This window comes from Legionella sp. ST3F1 (assembly GCF_048553315.1).
GTDB lineage: Bacteria > Pseudomonadota > Gammaproteobacteria > Legionellales > Legionellaceae > Tatlockia > Tatlockia donaldsonii.
The window spans coordinates 18,189-34,927 of sequence record NZ_JBLZIO010000018.1 but is presented as its reverse complement, the minus strand read 5'-3'; the positions used below and the strand labels follow the sequence as shown (position 1 = coordinate 34,927).

Here is a 16,739-nt window from a genome sequence, read left to right as displayed (position 1 = left end):
CGGTTTACCAAAATCATGGCAGAAGTACAAACACGAAAAAATACGGCAGTGGATCCATTGAAGCGTCCTCCACATTCGGCAGAGGCTGAGCAAGCCATTATCGGTGGCTTGATGCTTGATAATCAGGTTTGGGATAATGTGAATACAAAATTATGCGAGGCAGATTTTTATCGCACCGAACACCGCATTCTTTATCGTGCCATTACCGAATTGGCGAAAAAAGAACATCCTTTTGATGTTGTCACGCTGTTGGATACCCTAAAGTCAAACAATGAACTGGATGATGCCGGTAGCGAAACCTATCTCTTTGAGTTGGCTAATAATACCCCCAGCGTAGCCAATGTCTCTGCTTATGCAGATATCGTGCGTGAGAAATCAGTGCAACGCCAATTAATTGCTGTTGCCGGACAAATTGCCGATGCGGCTTATAATCCAGGTGAAAGAGAAGTCACTGAACTGCTTGATTTTGCTGAAACGAAGGTCTTTGCTATTGCGGAACAAACGGGTGGTGATAAAGGACCTGAAAATATTAAATCAATTCTTGCCAAAGCAGTGGAAAAAATTGATACACTTTATCACAATGGCGATGCGCTCACTGGACTGGCAACAGGACTTAGTGATCTGGACGAAATGACTTCAGGTTTACAACCTTCTGATCTGGTTATTGTCGCCGGTCGGCCTTCGATGGGTAAAACAACCCTGGTCATGAATATGGCTGAACATGCAGCGATCAAATCCGGGAGGCCGGTATTGGTTTTCTCCATGGAGATGCCTGCCGATTCGCTTGCCATGCGGATGATGTCATCTCTGGGACGCATTGATCAACATCGCATTCGTACTGGTAAGTTAGATGATGATGACTGGCCGCGTGTTACGTCTGCTGTGCATATGTTATCTGAAGCGCCTCTCTTTATTGATGATACGCCGGCACTAAGTCCAGCGGAAATGCGAACTCGCGCGCGGCGTTTAGCCAAAGAGCATGGTCGCTTGGGGCTGATAGTCGTGGATTATCTCCAGTTAATGAAGGTGCCTGGCTTCAAAGCGGATAATCGTACGGCAGAGATTTCAGAAATTTCACGGAGTCTAAAATCATTGGCAAAGGAATTGGAAGTTCCAGTTGTTGCCTTGTCGCAGCTTAATCGTAGTCTGGAGCAGCGTCATGATAAAAGGCCAGTGATGTCTGATCTGCGTGAATCGGGTGCGATTGAACAAGACGCCGATTTAATCTGCTTTATCTATCGTGATGAAGTTTATAATGAAGATAGCCCTGATAAAGGGGTGGCGGAAATTATTATTGCCAAACAACGTAATGGTCCGATTGGCAAAGTTCGTGTTGCCTTTCTTGGTAAATACACGCGTTTTGAAGATTTGGCTTTTAATGGTTACCAAGGGGTAGATTAACGTGGCTAGGCCTACTCGAGTTCAAATTGACTCAACAGCGCTTATACATAATTTGAATCAAGTTAAGCATCATGCGCCCAATGCCAGGGTTATCGCGATGGTTAAAGCGAATGCTTATGGTTGCGGTATACCAGCGGTAGTACCTGTGCTTGAAGGGCAGGTCCATGCTTTTGGTGTTGCTTGCCTGGAAGAGGCAATGGCTATTCGTGCTTTAGGGGTGCGTAGTGATTGTGTACTCTTTCAAGGGGTATTCAGTGCAGATGAGTTATATACTGTTGCGGCGCATCACTTTCAATGTGTGTTGCATCAACCGCATCAGTTACAGTGGTTATTGGCTACGCCGCTGCCTTCTAAAATCAAAGTATGGGTTAAAGTGAATACCGGTATGCATCGCCTGGGTTTTGCACCTGGCGATATCTACGAAGTCATGAATGCTTTGCATAATTGTCCCTGGGTTGATGATGAAATTGGTTTAATGACTCATCTTGCCTGTGCTGATGAACCGGACCATCCAAGTAACCAAAATCAATTGCGGCTCTACAAAGAACTTGATTTACCACCATTAAACATACTACGCAGTATCAGTAATTCTGCTGCCATACTGACGTTACCTGAAACCCACGAAGACATTGTGCGGCCTGGCATCATGCTCTACGGCGTGTCTCCCTTTGGAAATAAAACTGGCCAGGAATTGGGGTTAATGCCAGTCATGCGCTTTGTTTCAGCAATAAGTGCTATCCATCATTATCCGGCTCAGGCCAGAATTGGTTATGGTGGCACTTGGCAAACAGCGAGACCCTCTGTTGTAGGTGTAGTGGCGGTAGGCTATGGTGATGGTTATCCTCGCCATATCGCGCAAAATACTCCGGTTTGGATAAACGGCTATCAAGCTCCCATTATTGGTCGGGTATCGATGGATATGCTAACTGTTGATTTAACCGATTGTGCAGAAGTAAATATTGGTGATCTGGTTGAGTTGTGGGGACAACATATTGCGGTAGAGACTATTGCGTTGTCAGCTGGTACTATTGCTTACGAATTGCTATGTCAATTTTCTCCGCGGGTACGTCAGGATAAATTGTTATAGCATTAGGGGCTGTTTGCATTTCTTATGGCTTAATGGTTGCGCTTCGCTGCTCGAACATCAAGCGATAAGCCCTTAAGCGAGCGAAATGTAAACAGCCCTATTGTGGTTGTGGATAATATCTATACGTGATGGTAGAATAGCAACCGATTTTACAACGATTACGCAGGTGAATTCGCATGAAAAAATTAGCGTTGGTATCACTCTCCCTATCAGTGTTTATGACTGGTTGTGCCCAAGTAAACAATGAGGGAATAGGAACGGTGACAGGGGGTGTTGTTGGCGGTCTTATTGGTAGCCAGTTCGGTAGTGGTTCAGGCAAAGTTGCTGCAGCTGCTGGTGGCGCATTATTAGGAGCTTATCTGGGTGGTAATATTGGCCGCACCATGGATCGTCTTGATCGCTTGGAAATGCAAAAGGCGTTGGAAACTGCACCAACAGGACGAGCAGTAAATTGGCAAAACCCGGATACTGGTAATCGTTATACTGTTCAGCCGACAAGAACATATTATACGAATCAACAACCTTGCCGCGAATACATTACAAAAGCAATTATTGGTGGTAAAGCGCAACAAATCTATGGCAAAGCTTGCCGACAAGCGGATGGTTCTTGGCGCGTAGTAAGCTAAGATCTAATCGGTTATCTAACTAAGTCGGGCCCCTTGGCCCGACATTCTCACTTATGACTAATGCACCCTAGTGAGCATACCAAATGCTGTTGTTATATCCATCAGGGTAAGAGACGCCATACCACTTATTAGGTTCATTATATCCATAACCAGCGTAGTAACCGTTATCGATGTAAGAGCCATTTTCATAATAACCAACAGCGATAGGATCATAGGCTGGGCCACTACTTTGGTAAATGGTGCAACTACTCAACAGGATAACGGGCAAAAAGACTACTAGTAGTGGAACAAGTTTCTTCATGATGGCATCCAAGCATGGTCTATGTAATTAAAAGTATAGCTAAATTACTGGGATAATTTGGGCTGTCTCAACTTGCGATGCTACAGTACGGTCGTCCGGTAATTCGATAGTGAGTTTCTTTCTGGTTACTGGTGGCGCTAAAAAGGTTATGCCAAGTCAGTCTGAAATGGTTAACTTCTTGAGAGATATAGACGCGACAGGATCCTGAGCCATTAATTCATTTGCTGCTGTTAAATCCCGTCTTGACTCCGCTACGGGTGATATAGAGGCTTCTGACATTTTGCGCCTGTTGAGTGTCGGGAGTAGAAGTGGCAAAACGTCCTGAGCTGCTTTCTCGTTACTGAGAGGCGCTAAAGGGGGTGAAAAAGGAATCACCGGCGAAGTAAATTTTAGCTGTGCACCAACGACCTTATCTCCTCGTGTACAATTTTCAATAGAAACGGCAGTGGCGTTTTCTGCTACATCATAGAGAGCCTTTGATTGGTTTGGCCCTTCTAGTAAATGACCCGTTAACAAGAGATTCAAGATAATTGCCAGTCCTTTTCCGGCACCCCCAAAATAATAATGCGCTATCTTATCTTTGCTTGAAGTGAAGGTATTGGCATGAGCGGCACTGCTAAGGCTGCGCTTTTTGTAATCATGATTTGCAATATAGGCAGGAAAATTTTGGATATAATTATTGGGAAAGCCACCGCTATTGTCTTTAATAACTACTGAAACAGTGTCCTTGTCATTCAAGTCAAGTTCAATACTCATTTCCAATTGAGTCGTCAATTGCTGACTGTCTACATAATTCTTTAAAATGGCATCAACACTATTTTTCAAGAGCTCAATAAAAAAACGATCAAGTGTATCAATAACCAGTGGAGCAGGCTCCTGGTAGTTTGCGTTTAAAAAATCAAAACCTCTTTCTTGGGCTGGCTTAGCCCATAATGCTTTGATAGCTGGCCAGTGCAATGCTCCACCTACGCCAGTTAATGTCTCCCCAATCAGGGTGCGAAGCTTTTTAAATTGGGTGAATAACTCTTGATTAGCCGGTTCGGCTGCATGCTTAATGTAAGCTTCACAGTAACTTTTTAAATCTAAAGATAATTTGACGACAAATGGATTATTGGTAGGAGCAATTTTGATTGTAGTCATCGTGGGAAGTTAATTTAAGCTCAAAGTGCGCGAATATTATCATGTTGATCTTAAAAAGGGCATCTTTATTGATTTTGCGAGTGACTGATTTGGACTGACTAGTCAGAAAACCAAGACAGAAATTAATAGAACCCGCTCTTCGAGTAACGTATTATGCTTTGTTTGTTTCCGTAGAGACTGTTGCGCATAGAATGTCCAGACACTATTTGTGCTATATTTAAACAGTATCTGATACGTTGCTCAATCTATTTTTGTCGGTAGAACAAAGTAGGCGGATGAGAGATTTAAATTACAACATTCTTTCAGGGAGCGAGTCATGGCCGACCTAATTTTTTCCGCTTTGCCACAACCAAGGCGTCCTATTGCTTATGTTCATCCTTATGTCACAGTAACCCAGTGCGTTGAAATGATGACTAACGATAATATTGGTGCCCTTGTTGTATTGGATGATGATACAAATTCTAATCTTCTGGGAATGGTGACAGAGCGAGATATCATTAGATCTTGTCTGTTCCGGGGTTTGGATCCTAAAAAAGCAACTGCAGCCGATGTACTTTATTCGGATGTTAGTGTCTTAAATTTATTTGACCCTATTGAATTGGCTATGGAAACCATTACCAAGACAAAGAGACGCCATGTTCTAGTCGCTGAACAGGGTAATCTGGTTGCTATTCTTTCAATTGGTGATTTGTTGTTTCATGTACTTGAAGACAAAACACGCGTCATTGAACACCTTGAAAATTATATTCAGACCTCTTATTAGAATTCATCAACTTGTACTGCTACAGAATGCCGGATAAATCCGGCATTCGCGTCTTCATGCGATCTATTTCGATAACCCAACTAATTCGCTTCGGTAATTGGTTTTGTCCTTGCGGCCAGGATCATGCTGGCAAGCTTTTTCAGATCAAAATTAATATTGAGATAGGGTTTATTCGTGAATGAAATGAGACCAATTTCAGCACTGGGAGTGAGTTGGATATGACTAGTGACACCATTGACCCAACCATTTTTGGTCAGTTGGACGGGAAGACCCTGGGCTGGAAAATCGACGGTCCAGCCTAGTGCCATGGCATCTTTACCAAAATCCAGGGGATTATCAAATTGGGATTGATAAACATAGCTAGCCTGGGCAAGAATCGTATCTTGTAGAGCTGCTGGTGATTTACTCAATTGATAACGGGTGAACTTTAACAAATCAGCCATTGTTGAATAAATTCCACCACTGGGTTGTTCAAAACGAAATTCCCAATCTTTTTTAATCAAATCGCCATTCAGCCAATAACTGGCTACTTTACGTTGGGTCTGTTCTGGGGATAAGGTGACCGTGGTATCGACTAATTTGAGTGGTTTACTAATGAGTAGTTGTAGTAAGTTGCCATAATTAGTATGCATTTCTTTTGCTAGTAATTGACCCAGTAGGCCGAAAGCAACATTGGAATAAAGGTAATGGGTTCCAGGGGCATAAGTGGGTTTATAACTTTCATACCAACTGAGGAATTGGGGCATGTCGTAGGGATAATTAGTTTGATAATCATTATCCGCCGGAAGAGTTGGTAACTGCCGCGGAAAACCAGAACTATGGGTTGCTAAATCCAGCAAGGTGATTGGATGTATTTGTTTCCCTGTTTCGTTGAGCAAACTGTCAATAGGCGTATTAAGTCGTACCGCACCCTGATTGACCATGTTGGCGAGCATTTGCGTAGTAAACACCTTGGAAACTGAGCCAATAGGCCATACGGTATTCATCTTGGGACGTTGACCATTATTTTTTACTGTTTCACCACAACTAATCACTGCTCTTTCATTGCCAGAGATAATTCCAATCATGAGCGCTGGAACACTACTCTGTTCAAAAATAAACATTTGAATATAGCTGGTCATTACAGCCAGGGGGAGTGTTTTGATGTTCTGTTGTTCTATAACCTGGCATTCTGGTATCGCTGCTTCGGCGAGGAGCGGGAGAAATAATCCGAAGACAACGCTTAACATTCTTGTAATCATAAAATATCCTTGCCTTTATAATAGCTGGATTTGAAGATAGAACTTAATGTACAACTTAACAAGATGAGTTGTATAGTGATGACATTATTGCAAATGAAGGAATGAGCATGCGGATCGCATTAAAAATTATTTTGAGCGCACTTCTTTTTTGTTCTGTTTCGATTGGATTTGCTGAGAGAGCTGCGCCTGCCTGGTTTAGTCTGGATAAAAACAAGCAAGTCAAACTGCGGGTCGAGCTGTTTCTTTCTTCTTCTTGCCCTCATTGTAAGAAGGCAGATGAGTTTTTTCATACGTTGGAAGCAAAGGAATCCTGGATTGAAGTCCATCGTTATATTATCAACGAAGATAAAGTAGCGTTAGCGTTTTTTAATCAGCGATTGCAACAACAACAGGTGGATAGTTTTGCTATGCCAGCCATATTTTTCTGTGATTCTCGCTGGGTGGGATTTGATAGCGCGGAAAATAGCGGTAAGGTGTTATTGCGGGCTTTGAATTATTGCCATCAGCAAATTGTTGCAGCGGAGCAATTAACACCGTTAACTCGCAATCTGCTGAAACAGTGGGCGACCGCGAGTTGGTACGATATGAGCATTGATTACAAGCCTTCTCCGGCCCTTTTTATTCCTATGATGGCTTTAACAGATGCCTTAAATCCTTGTGCAGCATTTTGTATAATGGCTTTGTTCGCATTTCTGTGGTTAACACCAACTCAATTAGCCCAATTCAGCTTGGGTATTGCATTTATTGTGGCAGTCGGTTTGGTACATTTTATCCAGCAAGCCTATACTGCTGCGTTTTATCACACCTGGACTTGGTTATTTATTTTCGCAGCTTTGCTTGGTTTAGGGCTTTTGGCCTACGTGGGTTCTAATTATTTTAAGGGTAGAACTGAAAAACCAATTTATATCACAGGTATTTTAGTCGTGCTTACAGCCATGTTTATACAGGCCTATCAGCAAACCTGTACACCCAACTTTGCGCTTGTATTTGAACAGTGGCTTGCTGCACAGCCTGTATCATCTACAAGACTGGCGCTTTATCAATTTAGTTATCAAATGATCTATTTAATGCCTTTGTTTGTATTAATGGTTGTTTTTTCTTTTTTGAGCCACTCAAAGTCTCTGGAAAAGCATCGTTTGGTCATTACTCAGGTATCGTGGATGATTTTGACGATTATTGGCTGTTTCTTCATTTTTTACCCCAAGGGCTTATCAAGTCTCTGGATTTCTTTTGTGGCGTTGGCGGTTGCCATATTACTAGGATGGCTGACTGCAAAGCGAGGTGCTTAACTCGTTTTAATAAGCTATCTAAAATTGATTTTATTATCTAGAGTTATATAAACCGCTATGAATGTTGGCGAATAAAATGGCTAAACCACCTTTTTTGCCGATTCCTTGTGATGTGGAGCAGGGAAAAACTTATTTCTGGTGCGGTTGTGGGAAGAGTAAGAAGCAACCTTTTTGCGATCGAAAGGATTGCGGCGATAAATGTGTTCCTTATAGGGCTATACTTACAGAAACGATTTTTTTTTGTAGTTGTAAACAAACAAAAGAACCACCCCTCTGTGATGGTTCGCATGCCCAGCTGGCACTTGACTACTTAAAGAAACGTAAGCAGCAACTTTGAAGGGATACTATCATGATGGATCAGCAGTTAAAAAGGAAGGTGGTTAAAACAATTACTCAATACGAGCAACAATACGACAAGTTGCAAATGGAAGTTAATGCCCTTAAAGGCACCCTTAATGAATTGAGTTTGCAAGCATTAAAGGAAACAGAGCAACTAGAATCTGGGATCAAGATCAAGATTAAACAAATTAAACAGCATATTAACCACTCTAACTCCATTGAAGATTTAGCTCATAAAATCCAAGAAAATTTAGTCGTGATGGAAAAACAATTGAAAGACTATAAAGCAAATGAGCAAAAGCGTTGGCAAGATAATGAGCAAAAAATGATGGCATTAGAAGAGAAGCTCATTAAAATAGAGCGGAAAGGGGAGGAAATTAAACATCTCTTATCCAATGAAAAAATTAATTTAAATCGAGATAGCTTAACGGGTCTGCCAAATCGTACTTTGTACTGCGAATATATCTCGTATGCCTACTATCGTTGGCAAAGGGGCTTTGGTGATTTATCGCTTGCCTTGGCAGATATTGATCATTTCCGGGAGATCAATGAAAAATATGGTCATTTAACTGGCGATAAGATACTGCGGGAAATAGCCACTATTTTTAAAACCTCCATTCGTCGTGCTGATTTTTTGGCGCGCTATAGCGGTGAAAAATTTATTTTCATATTTGAGAGAACTCAGCAGAAACATGCTGCGATGGTTCTGGAAAGTCTGCGCAGAGCAATCGAAGAATGTCAATTTTTTCATGATAAAACAAAGATTGGCGTGACAGTCTCCTTTGGCCTTACTACTTTAACGCAAGGAGATGAGTTGGAAGGACTTTTGAGCAGGGCAGATAAAGCAGTTGATCAGGCAAAGCTGGGTGGTCGGAATCAAGTAACAACACTTTAGTTGCCAATAGCTATAAATAATCACCTACTATTAAAAAACTTGATCTAAACTAGTTGATTTGGGATCATCAGTGCATTCAGATAGGTGAGTTTTTGTATGAGTAAGTTAATTGATATTCCAGTTGTCGTTGAAAGCGGCCAAAAATACAAAACACCACAAGGTTTTGTTGCTATTAAAGACGGGGTTAAATCGGCCGGGTTATCTTCTGAGCGTTTACCCAAGCCTAAATGGTTGCGTATCGTTAATCAGACTACACCTGCTTACAGTCAAGTAAAAGAACAAGTTGTAAAACACAGACTTGCTACCGTTTGTGAGGAAGCAAAATGCCCTAACATTGCCGAGTGTTGGTCTCATGGTACAGCAACGATTATGCTGATGGGCGCGGTATGTACGCGAGCCTGTCGATTTTGTGCTGTAGATACGGGAAATCCGCATGGCTGGCTTGATACTGAAGAGCCTGAAAATACGGCTAATACCGTTGCGATTATGAATCTTGATTACGTGGTGCTCACGTCAGTAAATCGAGATGATCTGGCTGATGGTGGTGCCAAACATTATGCTGACACGATCCGGGCCATTAAAGCACGAACGCCAAAAACAAAGATTGAGGCATTAACTCCCGATTTTCAAGGAATAGAAAAAGATATCGCTGTTCTTTTGGATAGTGGTGTGGATGTTTTTGCACAAAATGTTGAGACAGTGGAGCGCTTAACGCACCCTGTCAGGGACAACCGTGCCGGTTATTGGCAAACTTTGAATGTTTTGGCCTATGCCAAACAATATCGGCCTGATGTTTTAACAAAAACCAGCCTGATGCTTGGCCTGGGGGAGACGGATGAAGAAATTCTCAAGACAATGGATGAGTTGCGAGCACAAAAAGTGGATATCTTAACCTTGGGACAATATTTACAGCCTACCAAAAATCATTTGCCAGTTGCTCGTTACGTCACCCCAGAAAAATTTATTGAATTTCGTGAAATTGGTTTACAAAAAGGATTTTTCGAAGTGGCTTCGGGTCCTTTGGTGCGTTCAAGCTATCGCGCAGATCGGGTGTTTAAGCGAGATAATCTGGGTTTATAAAGGTTTTTTGAAGAGTAAGTTATTTTTAGTCATTGCGAACAACGTGAAGCAAGCCAGTACAGATTTCTCACAAAGCATGGTTATGGGAAGTTTCGCAATGACGAAATTTACATACGCCGTGAGCGCTTACGCAAAGGATGCTGTGGCGCAGATGAGAGGCAATGAAACCCGTGATTAAGAATTGGCAACGATTATTTTTTGTACTTCTCACCGTTATTTAATACCACACACCTGACACGATTGATAAAAACCAACAATGGTGAACTCATCTTCTGCCAGGCGGTTTAGTTCTTGTCGTTGTTCTTCCCAATCTGCTTCACTTTGTCCTTGAGCAAGTGCAGTATTTTTATAAGCATCATGTCCAGCCAGGAGCAGTTTTTTGCTGCGCTCTGTCGTTAACAGGGGTTGTATGAGATTAGCATCTTTTATCTTAAATCCGCTTTTTTTCATCCAATAGACAAGCTTCATACCAAAGTCGCCATCTCGCTGTACACCATCAACGTCGTTATCAGGAGAGGGTATGTCTTGACGATTGTAATGCCAGGCTTTGGATGGGGGATAGGAAAAGGCTGCACTAATAATGCCTTCTTCTGCTATATAAAACCCGCCTTTGTTTAAACGATCATAAAAAAGCTTGATCGCTTCCCGCGGACTGTGTAAATGATGCAGAACGAAGCGGCAGTATATTAAATCAAACGTCTCATGATGTTTATCCAAATCATAGACAGAAAGTTCTTTAAAAAGTATATTTTTGTCATCCTGCCGATCACAATATTGTTTGGCTCTTGCCAATTGTGCGGCACTGATATCAACCGATAAGACCTGACCCTGTTGGCCGACCTGTTGAGAAAGGTAGTGAGTCATAAGGCCTGAACCACTGCCAACATCCAAGACACGCATTCCCGGCTTAATCCCATTTCGCTCAATAAATGCCTGGGTAGTTGGATTAAAGGATCGATCAAGAATATCGTAATCCAAGCCTTCTTCGGTTATTTCAAAATCATAGCGCTCTTCATGGTGATTGCTCATGGTGTCTCCCTATCCTGCGCAGGCCGAGCTCCTAGCCCGACATAAGCTTGTTGCTTAAGTGAAGTATGTCGGGCCAAGAGCCCGATCGACGTTATCCTTTTATATGGTAGTCAACCATTTGTTGCAACTGTTCCTTCATCGTATAGGGAGGTTCCCAGGCTAAAAGTGTTTTGGCTTTATCAGAATTAATCTCTAAATTATTCAATAATTGCTCGGCCAATTTGGCTTTACCAATACGGCGAAACCCCCATTCCAACAGGTTATGCGGTATAGGCAGAAGGACGGTCTTTTTACCCATGGCTTTGGCGAGTTGCTGCAGTAATTGAGTCGTAGTGACTACTTCCCGATCAGCAACCAAGAACAGTTGATTAGCTGCTTTAGGGTCCTCAACGCATCTGGCAATAAAATCAGTGAGATTGGCAACTCCAATAAATTGACGTCTGTTTTTCACTTTGCCAAAAGGAAGAGGGAGTCCTTTATTGACAAGATTTAACAATTTTTCGAAATTACCTTTAACCCCAGGCCCATAAACGAGAGGGGGTCTAATAATAACCAGATCCATGGACGTAGCGAGTTGCTTTAAACGCTGTTCTGCTTCCCATTTGGCTTGTGCATAAGGTACCTGAGGATTGGGCTGTGAATTTTCATTAAAAGGATTGGCGTGGCTAGCATTTCCTAACACACCGATACTACTGATAAAAATAAAGCGTTTAACACCCAGACGGTTTGCTTCTTTGGCCAAATGCTCGGTAGCCTGACAATTGACTTGCCGAAAGGTTTCCAGGGGATTATCGCTTGTCTCGCGCAGAATATGGGCTCTCGCTGCACAATGAACAATGGTATCCACACCCTGGATGACTTTGTCCCAACTGGTCTCAGCACTTAATTCACCCAAATTATAGATAGTCAGTTCGTCCAGTTGCAGCTGTTTCTTGAGTTGCGAAACTGACCGCAAGGCTGACTCTGAGCGAACAGTGGCTCGCACTTCATAGCCATTTTGGCCTAAAGTTTTAATTAATTCCTGCCCTATAAAGCCGCTCGCACCAGTAACCAGAATTATCTTATTGGACATATTCGTCTCTTTTGCGGTATTGCTGAATACGATCAAGCAATTTACTGCAAACCATTTTCACTGGTGAATAATCGTAATTATGGCTCTTCAGGGCGCGCATTATCTCTTTATTTTGATTGAAAATATTTTTTAGCGATTTATTTGTAGTACCGCCTAAGCGCATTTTTATCATAACTTCAGGAATATAGCTGACCTTGATGTTATGTGAAAAGAGAAGACGTAATAACAATTCGTAGTCAGCGGCTAATTTATAATCCAGATTGAAAAGCATGCCATAGTTATCATGAACTTCCCTGCGTGCATAAAAGGTAGGGTGGGCAGGAATCCATCCTTTGGCAAGGAGGGCTGAATTATAAGGACTGGAACGCCAGTAGCGCGCAACCTGATTGATATTATCCTGATTCACGTAAACCAAATCCCCATAGCAGGCATCTACTTCAGGATCTGCCAGAGCGTTTACTACGTTACTAAGCACATGCTTATTAGCAAGCATATCATCTGAATTCAAGAGGCCAATGACATCGCCAGTTGCTTTTGAGACGCCTTTATTCATTGCGTCATAAAGGCCATTATCGGGTTCTGAGGTCAGGTAGGCAATGTGCTCGCGGTTTTTTTCAAGAATTTCTAGCGTACCATCAGTAGAGCCGCCGTCAATGATGATATGTTCAATGTCTTGATGGGTTTGCATTTGAATTGTTCGCAAGGTGTCACGAATTGTTGCTTCGCTATTGTAACATGCGGTAACAATGGAAATTTTCATAGTAACCTCAAATTAAGATTGTAAAAGTGGGAAAGGGCGTATCGTTCTTTGAACCATCACAACGAAGGCATAACCTAATAAAACCAAACTTGCACCGGCTGATGACAGCGCGGCTCCTACGAGCCCATAGTTTGGCACTAAAACGGCATTACCTACAACCATGATAAAAAAAGAAGCAAGATTGATTAACAGGATCAATCGATCGCTGTGTTGGGCATAAAGCGTATACAACGGCACATCGGCGACGCTGCGACAGGCAGCACCAAACAATAGGAAATAGAAGATAGGCAAATTAGCCAGATAAACCGATTTATTAATAAGGTTCACGAAGGGGTAGACAAGCGCTATGCTTAAGGCAGAAAACACGAGGACAAAAGCAGTCGTGTATTTTAGCATATGCATTGCTTCACTATGGAAAAGCTGGCGATCATTTTGTTTCCACGCCGCTAACAATTGTGCCAACCGCATTTTTGACACCCCGGTATTGACCAAATTGTGTAAAGTTACACTGAGGCCAGCATAAAAGGTATAGATTCCAACGGCTTCCATTCCGCAATAATAACTCACAAAAAAGCGCTCTATGTACAGGAGGCTCAAAGCCGAGAATGCGGTTACCAAAAAGGGCCGTGAAACTTTCAAACCTTGCCACATTGTTTTCCAGCGCACGGGATGGATCCACATGCTCTTCCACGGAAGGTTGTAGAGGGCTGTGAACCCTATGAAAATACTAAAGGCTGCTCCTGTAATCCATACAATAAAAATAAGGTTGAAATAGCGGCTGGCAGGAAAAAAATAGAACACTGGCAGCAAGATATAGATCCAGAGTCCCTGGCGAAGAAAATAAATGAAATTGGCTAAATAAGGACGAGACAAGGCAATAAGAATCCGCATCAACTCGTTGGACGCGTGCTCGAATATAATAAGGATGAAAAACCAGAAACACAGGGAATAGGGTACGAGATGCAAATAGAACAGGATATAAAAAGCCGGGGCGCTCAGGACGAAGGTAAGGGCGTAGAGAATGAATTGATCTCTTATGATAAGCACTTGTTCGATTTCGGAAGCGCCTACCAGTGTCCTGGATGTGTAGTTATAAAACTCCAGACCAAGAAAGAAAAGGGCATAGGCTACTATCGCGGCCATAACACCGTACAAGCCCAGTTCGCTGGGTTGGAAATACTGCACTAAACAGATTACTAATAAAAATTTTGCTGCTAGAGTGAGACCCCTTATAGCAATTGCTGACAAATTGTAAAACCAAGAAAAACGCATCAATTAATAACATCCTTAAATGGGTTTTGGCCTGCTTTTCCCTGTTTCGAACGATGAAAATCAGCAAAAAGAGTTTGAATTATCCTGTAGAGCTAAAGGTTTGGCAATCATTTTATAATAGGTAATACAGCTATGGCTGTATTTTTTTTGATTATTTATCGGACGAGGGCAGCAAGACGGTAAAATAGTATAAAAATAAGACAATTCGAGATTTTTTTTGTTGTGAATGATACTATCGCACATGTTCGAGGATGCCTAGGATCAGGTTTAGTGAATTTAAGGAGTAAATGTGAGAGGACAGCAAACTGCGGCAGTTTACAGCAACGATGAAATTAATGTGGTAGCACTCTTGCGTCTGTTATGGCAAAAAAAATGGGTTATCTTTTTCGTCATCGTCTTAACTACAGCAATTGGATGTTTGAAGATTTGGAATACCCAGCCAGTCTTTGAGGCTAAAGCCTATATTGTACCGCCAACAGCTGGGGATATTGCTCCTTTTAATTATGGCCGTTCGTATGACAAGAATTCATTATTAAAACCTTTCCAGGTAAAAGATGTTTATCAGGTATTTGCCTCTTCCTTGTTATCCCAGGCAAGTATGTGGACTCTCTTTAATAAAGCCTATTTACCCACATTGCCAGTTAAACCACGCAATAAAGCAGCTTTAAACGCACTTTATAAAGGTTTCAGTAGTATCTTGACCGTTAAAGAAGACGTTAAATCTCCGATTAAATATACGGTGGTAGCCAGAAGTACGAATGTTGCAGAAGCAGCAAAATGGGTAGAACGTTATATTGATGTCGTTAAACAAGATGCAATCAGTAACATGCTTAACATTGTCAAGAGCGAAAACCAAAGCCTGGCTCATGATTTCGAGCAGAGAATCAATACCGTGCGTGAGATAGCAAAAGAACAACGTTATGATCGCATTAAGCAATTACAAGAGGCCTTAAATGTTGCTCAGGTAATGGAGTCAGAGGGTAAATTGCCGCCCCAAACCGGTTCTTTGAAGAACGCCAGGTTGTTAGGGCGTAGCAGCAAAGTACTGAAGGCAGAAATAGATACCCTCAATGCACGGCAATCTGACGACGCTTTCGCGCCGGAATTGCGTAAGTTAGAAGGTGAATATAATTTTTTACGTAAGATTACTATAAACCCTGCGGATGTTGCTGTGTTTCGCCTGGATGGCAATATTGATATTTCGGATACCCCTATAGCGCCGAGGAAACGCTTGATCCTGGCTTTTTCTCTAACGCTGGGTTTCGTGCTGGGTGTGGCATTGGTACTTATGCAAGCAGTCTTTGCAACAAATCGTGCAAATGAATTGGCAGAAAAATAACTGCAAGTTCGCCAAAGCTGGCTAAATCACGTTATTGTTCTGAATTGGTTCATGGCCGGAGCCCTGCTTCGTGCCATGATTTTTGTTATCAAGAATTGAATTTGAAATGAGGATAGTTGGATGAAAGCGCTCGTTACCGGTGCTGATGGTTTTATCGGATCTCATCTTACTGAGTTATTAGTGAGGGAAGGTTACCAAGTGAAAGCACTCTCTCAATATAACTCATTTAATTATTGGGGTTGGCTTGAAGACATTCATTGTTTAAATGATATTGAAGTCTTAACAGGGGATATTCGTGATCCTCATTATTGTAAACACATTACCAAAGGCGTGGATGTTGTATTTCACCTGGCGGCATTAATTGCAATTCCCTATTCTTATGTTGCGCCAGACAGTTACGTCGACACCAATGTTAAAGGTACGTTAAATATTTGTCAGGCTGCCCTGGAAAACGAGGTTGGGCGTATTATCCATACATCCACTAGCGAAGTTTATGGGACGGCAAGATACGTACCCATTGACGAGAAGCATCCTTTACAAGCGCAATCCCCTTATAGCGCTTCTAAAATTGGTGCAGATGCAATGGCAATCAGTTTTTTTAACGCCTTTAATCTGCCATTAACGATTGCAAGACCTTTTAATACCTATGGGCCAAGACAATCTGCGCGTGCAGTCATTCCAACAATTATTGCCCAAATTACCAGTGGCCGGGATCGAATTGAGTTAGGTGATGTGACTCCAACACGCGATTTTAATTACGTTGAAGATACTTGCCGTGGTTTCCTCGAGTTAGCCCGTTGCGACAAGGCTGTCGGTGAGGTTGTGAATATTGGCTCAAACTATGAGATTTCTATTGGCGATACACTGAATCTTATTCGAGAGCTCATGCAGAGCAACGTTGAGTTTGTTCTCGATGAGCAACGTTTGCGGCCGGAAAAATCAGAGGTTTCCAGACTATGGTGCGATAACAGTAAAATTCGTAATCTAACCGGGTTTGCCCCAAGGTTTTCTATCAGTGAAGGGTTACAAAAAACAATCGAATGGTTTACTTCGAGTGATAATTTAGCCAAATACAAGGCAGATATTTATAATGTTTGAGTATTAT

The 16,739-nt window shown here is 42.1% G+C and carries 17 protein-coding genes; 10 read left to right on the top strand and 7 right to left on the bottom strand.

From position 1 onward, the window contains the following. Nucleotides 1-15 precede the first annotated feature (15 nt). From dnaB to ACN4Z1_RS12190, 3 genes are all read left to right on the top strand, one after another. Nucleotides 16-1,401, top strand: a complete 1,386-nt coding sequence (dnaB, locus tag ACN4Z1_RS12200; protein ID WP_115220816.1) for a replicative DNA helicase — start codon at nt 16-18, stop codon at nt 1,399-1,401. Between the two features lies 1 nt (nt 1,402). Further along, on the top strand, nt 1,403-2,488 hold the full coding sequence (gene alr / locus ACN4Z1_RS12195; protein WP_228364437.1) for an alanine racemase: 1,086 nt from the start codon (nt 1,403-1,405) through the stop codon (nt 2,486-2,488). 176 nt (nt 2,489-2,664) lie between these two features. After that, nucleotides 2,665-3,114, top strand: coding sequence for an RT0821/Lpp0805 family surface protein (locus tag ACN4Z1_RS12190; RefSeq protein WP_115220818.1), 450 nt, complete (start codon nt 2,665-2,667; stop codon nt 3,112-3,114). A gap of 67 nt (nt 3,115-3,181) precedes the next feature. Here the strand turns inward: ACN4Z1_RS12190 and ACN4Z1_RS12185 are convergent, their stop codons facing one another. Further along, nucleotides 3,182-3,415: a hypothetical protein gene (locus ACN4Z1_RS12185; RefSeq protein ID WP_115220819.1), complete on the bottom strand. Its 234-nt coding sequence runs from the start codon at nt 3,413-3,415 to the stop codon at nt 3,182-3,184. A gap of 156 nt (nt 3,416-3,571) precedes the next feature. Further along, nucleotides 3,572-4,555, bottom strand: coding sequence for a hypothetical protein (locus tag ACN4Z1_RS12180; RefSeq protein WP_419388246.1), 984 nt, complete (start codon nt 4,553-4,555; stop codon nt 3,572-3,574). Nucleotides 4,556-4,871: 316 nt separating this feature from the next. Between ACN4Z1_RS12180 and ACN4Z1_RS12175 the strand changes: the two genes are divergently transcribed. Next, entirely contained in the window at nt 4,872-5,318 is a 447-nt protein-coding gene (locus tag ACN4Z1_RS12175; RefSeq protein WP_115220821.1) for a CBS domain-containing protein, read from the top strand. 80 nt (nt 5,319-5,398) lie between these two features. On the opposite strand, the gene ACN4Z1_RS12170 is transcribed toward ACN4Z1_RS12175, so the two are convergent. Continuing rightward, a complete protein-coding gene (locus ACN4Z1_RS12170) occupies nt 5,399-6,559 on the bottom strand; it encodes a serine hydrolase (RefSeq protein ID WP_419388247.1) in 1,161 nt (386 codons plus the stop codon). A gap of 107 nt (nt 6,560-6,666) precedes the next feature. Here ACN4Z1_RS12170 and ACN4Z1_RS12165 point away from each other — a divergent pair, with 107 nt between their 5' ends. From ACN4Z1_RS12165 to lipA, 4 genes are all read left to right on the top strand, one after another. Further along, the gene (locus ACN4Z1_RS12165) at nt 6,667-7,848 is read left to right on the top strand and encodes a hypothetical protein (protein WP_419388248.1); all 1,182 of its coding nucleotides are present in this window, start codon (nt 6,667-6,669) and stop codon (nt 7,846-7,848) included. Nucleotides 7,849-7,924: 76 nt separating this feature from the next. Then, nucleotides 7,925-8,185 carry a CDGSH iron-sulfur domain-containing protein gene (locus ACN4Z1_RS12160; RefSeq protein ID WP_115220824.1) on the top strand — a complete coding sequence of 87 codons (261 nt, stop codon included), beginning with the start codon at nt 7,925-7,927 and terminating at the stop codon, nt 8,183-8,185. A gap of 12 nt (nt 8,186-8,197) precedes the next feature. Then, on the top strand, nt 8,198-9,082 hold the full coding sequence (locus ACN4Z1_RS12155; protein ID WP_228364432.1) for a GGDEF domain-containing protein: 885 nt from the start codon (nt 8,198-8,200) through the stop codon (nt 9,080-9,082). Between the two features lie 96 nt (nt 9,083-9,178). Beyond that, the gene (gene lipA, locus ACN4Z1_RS12150) at nt 9,179-10,162 is read left to right on the top strand and encodes a lipoyl synthase (protein WP_115220826.1); all 984 of its coding nucleotides are present in this window, start codon (nt 9,179-9,181) and stop codon (nt 10,160-10,162) included. Nucleotides 10,163-10,375: 213 nt separating this feature from the next. Here the strand turns inward: lipA and ACN4Z1_RS12145 are convergent, their stop codons facing one another. The 4 genes from ACN4Z1_RS12145 to ACN4Z1_RS12130 form a co-directional block, all read right to left on the bottom strand. Then, complete coding sequence (locus tag ACN4Z1_RS12145; RefSeq protein ID WP_228364430.1) at nt 10,376-11,191, bottom strand: class I SAM-dependent methyltransferase; 816 nt, start codon at nt 11,189-11,191, stop codon at nt 10,376-10,378. Between the two features lie 91 nt (nt 11,192-11,282). After that, complete coding sequence (locus ACN4Z1_RS12140; protein WP_228364429.1) at nt 11,283-12,263, bottom strand: SDR family NAD(P)-dependent oxidoreductase; 981 nt, start codon at nt 12,261-12,263, stop codon at nt 11,283-11,285. Continuing rightward, a complete protein-coding gene (locus tag ACN4Z1_RS12135; RefSeq protein WP_115220829.1) occupies nt 12,253-13,023 on the bottom strand; it encodes a glycosyltransferase family 2 protein in 771 nt (256 codons plus the stop codon). Before ACN4Z1_RS12135 ends, ACN4Z1_RS12140 begins: the two co-directional genes overlap by 11 nt. A 12-nt stretch (nt 13,024-13,035) precedes the next feature. Next, nucleotides 13,036-14,295: a lipopolysaccharide biosynthesis protein gene (locus tag ACN4Z1_RS12130; RefSeq protein WP_228364428.1), complete on the bottom strand. Its 1,260-nt coding sequence runs from the start codon at nt 14,293-14,295 to the stop codon at nt 13,036-13,038. Between the two features lie 289 nt (nt 14,296-14,584). Between ACN4Z1_RS12130 and ACN4Z1_RS12125 the strand changes: the two genes are divergently transcribed. Beyond that, the gene (locus ACN4Z1_RS12125) at nt 14,585-15,634 is read left to right on the top strand and encodes a Wzz/FepE/Etk N-terminal domain-containing protein (protein WP_419388249.1); all 1,050 of its coding nucleotides are present in this window, start codon (nt 14,585-14,587) and stop codon (nt 15,632-15,634) included. Nucleotides 15,635-15,754: 120 nt separating this feature from the next. Continuing rightward, nucleotides 15,755-16,732 (top strand): NAD-dependent 4,6-dehydratase LegB, encoded by a 978-nt coding sequence (locus ACN4Z1_RS12120; protein WP_419388250.1) that lies wholly within the window; start codon nt 15,755-15,757, stop codon nt 16,730-16,732. The last annotated feature ends 7 nt before the right edge of the window (nt 16,733-16,739 follow it).

What these genes read in the sequence shown, in the direction of transcription:
- ACN4Z1_RS12140 (WP_228364429.1), bottom strand. Translation starts at nt 12,263, where the DNA reads ATGTCCAATAAGATAATTCTGGTTACTGGTGCGAGCGGCTTTATAGGG.
- dnaB (WP_115220816.1), top strand. Translation starts at nt 16, where the DNA reads ATGGCAGAAGTACAAACACGAAAAAATACGGCAGTGGATCCATTGAAG.
- ACN4Z1_RS12170 (WP_419388247.1), bottom strand. Translation starts at nt 6,559, where the DNA reads ATGATTACAAGAATGTTAAGCGTTGTCTTCGGATTATTTCTCCCGCTC.
- ACN4Z1_RS12145 (WP_228364430.1), bottom strand. Translation starts at nt 11,191, where the DNA reads ATGAGCAATCACCATGAAGAGCGCTATGATTTTGAAATAACCGAAGAA.
- ACN4Z1_RS12160 (WP_115220824.1), top strand. Translation starts at nt 7,925, where the DNA reads ATGGCTAAACCACCTTTTTTGCCGATTCCTTGTGATGTGGAGCAGGGA.
- ACN4Z1_RS12135 (WP_115220829.1), bottom strand. Translation starts at nt 13,023, where the DNA reads ATGAAAATTTCCATTGTTACCGCATGTTACAATAGCGAAGCAACAATT.
- ACN4Z1_RS12130 (WP_228364428.1), bottom strand. Translation starts at nt 14,295, where the DNA reads ATGCGTTTTTCTTGGTTTTACAATTTGTCAGCAATTGCTATAAGGGGT.
- ACN4Z1_RS12165 (WP_419388248.1), top strand. Translation starts at nt 6,667, where the DNA reads ATGCGGATCGCATTAAAAATTATTTTGAGCGCACTTCTTTTTTGTTCT.
- ACN4Z1_RS12175 (WP_115220821.1), top strand. Translation starts at nt 4,872, where the DNA reads ATGGCCGACCTAATTTTTTCCGCTTTGCCACAACCAAGGCGTCCTATT.
- lipA (WP_115220826.1), top strand. Translation starts at nt 9,179, where the DNA reads ATGAGTAAGTTAATTGATATTCCAGTTGTCGTTGAAAGCGGCCAAAAA.
- ACN4Z1_RS12120 (WP_419388250.1), top strand. Translation starts at nt 15,755, where the DNA reads ATGAAAGCGCTCGTTACCGGTGCTGATGGTTTTATCGGATCTCATCTT.
- ACN4Z1_RS12180 (WP_419388246.1), bottom strand. Translation starts at nt 4,555, where the DNA reads ATGACTACAATCAAAATTGCTCCTACCAATAATCCATTTGTCGTCAAA.
- ACN4Z1_RS12155 (WP_228364432.1), top strand. Translation starts at nt 8,198, where the DNA reads ATGATGGATCAGCAGTTAAAAAGGAAGGTGGTTAAAACAATTACTCAA.
- ACN4Z1_RS12185 (WP_115220819.1), bottom strand. Translation starts at nt 3,415, where the DNA reads ATGAAGAAACTTGTTCCACTACTAGTAGTCTTTTTGCCCGTTATCCTG.
- ACN4Z1_RS12190 (WP_115220818.1), top strand. Translation starts at nt 2,665, where the DNA reads ATGAAAAAATTAGCGTTGGTATCACTCTCCCTATCAGTGTTTATGACT.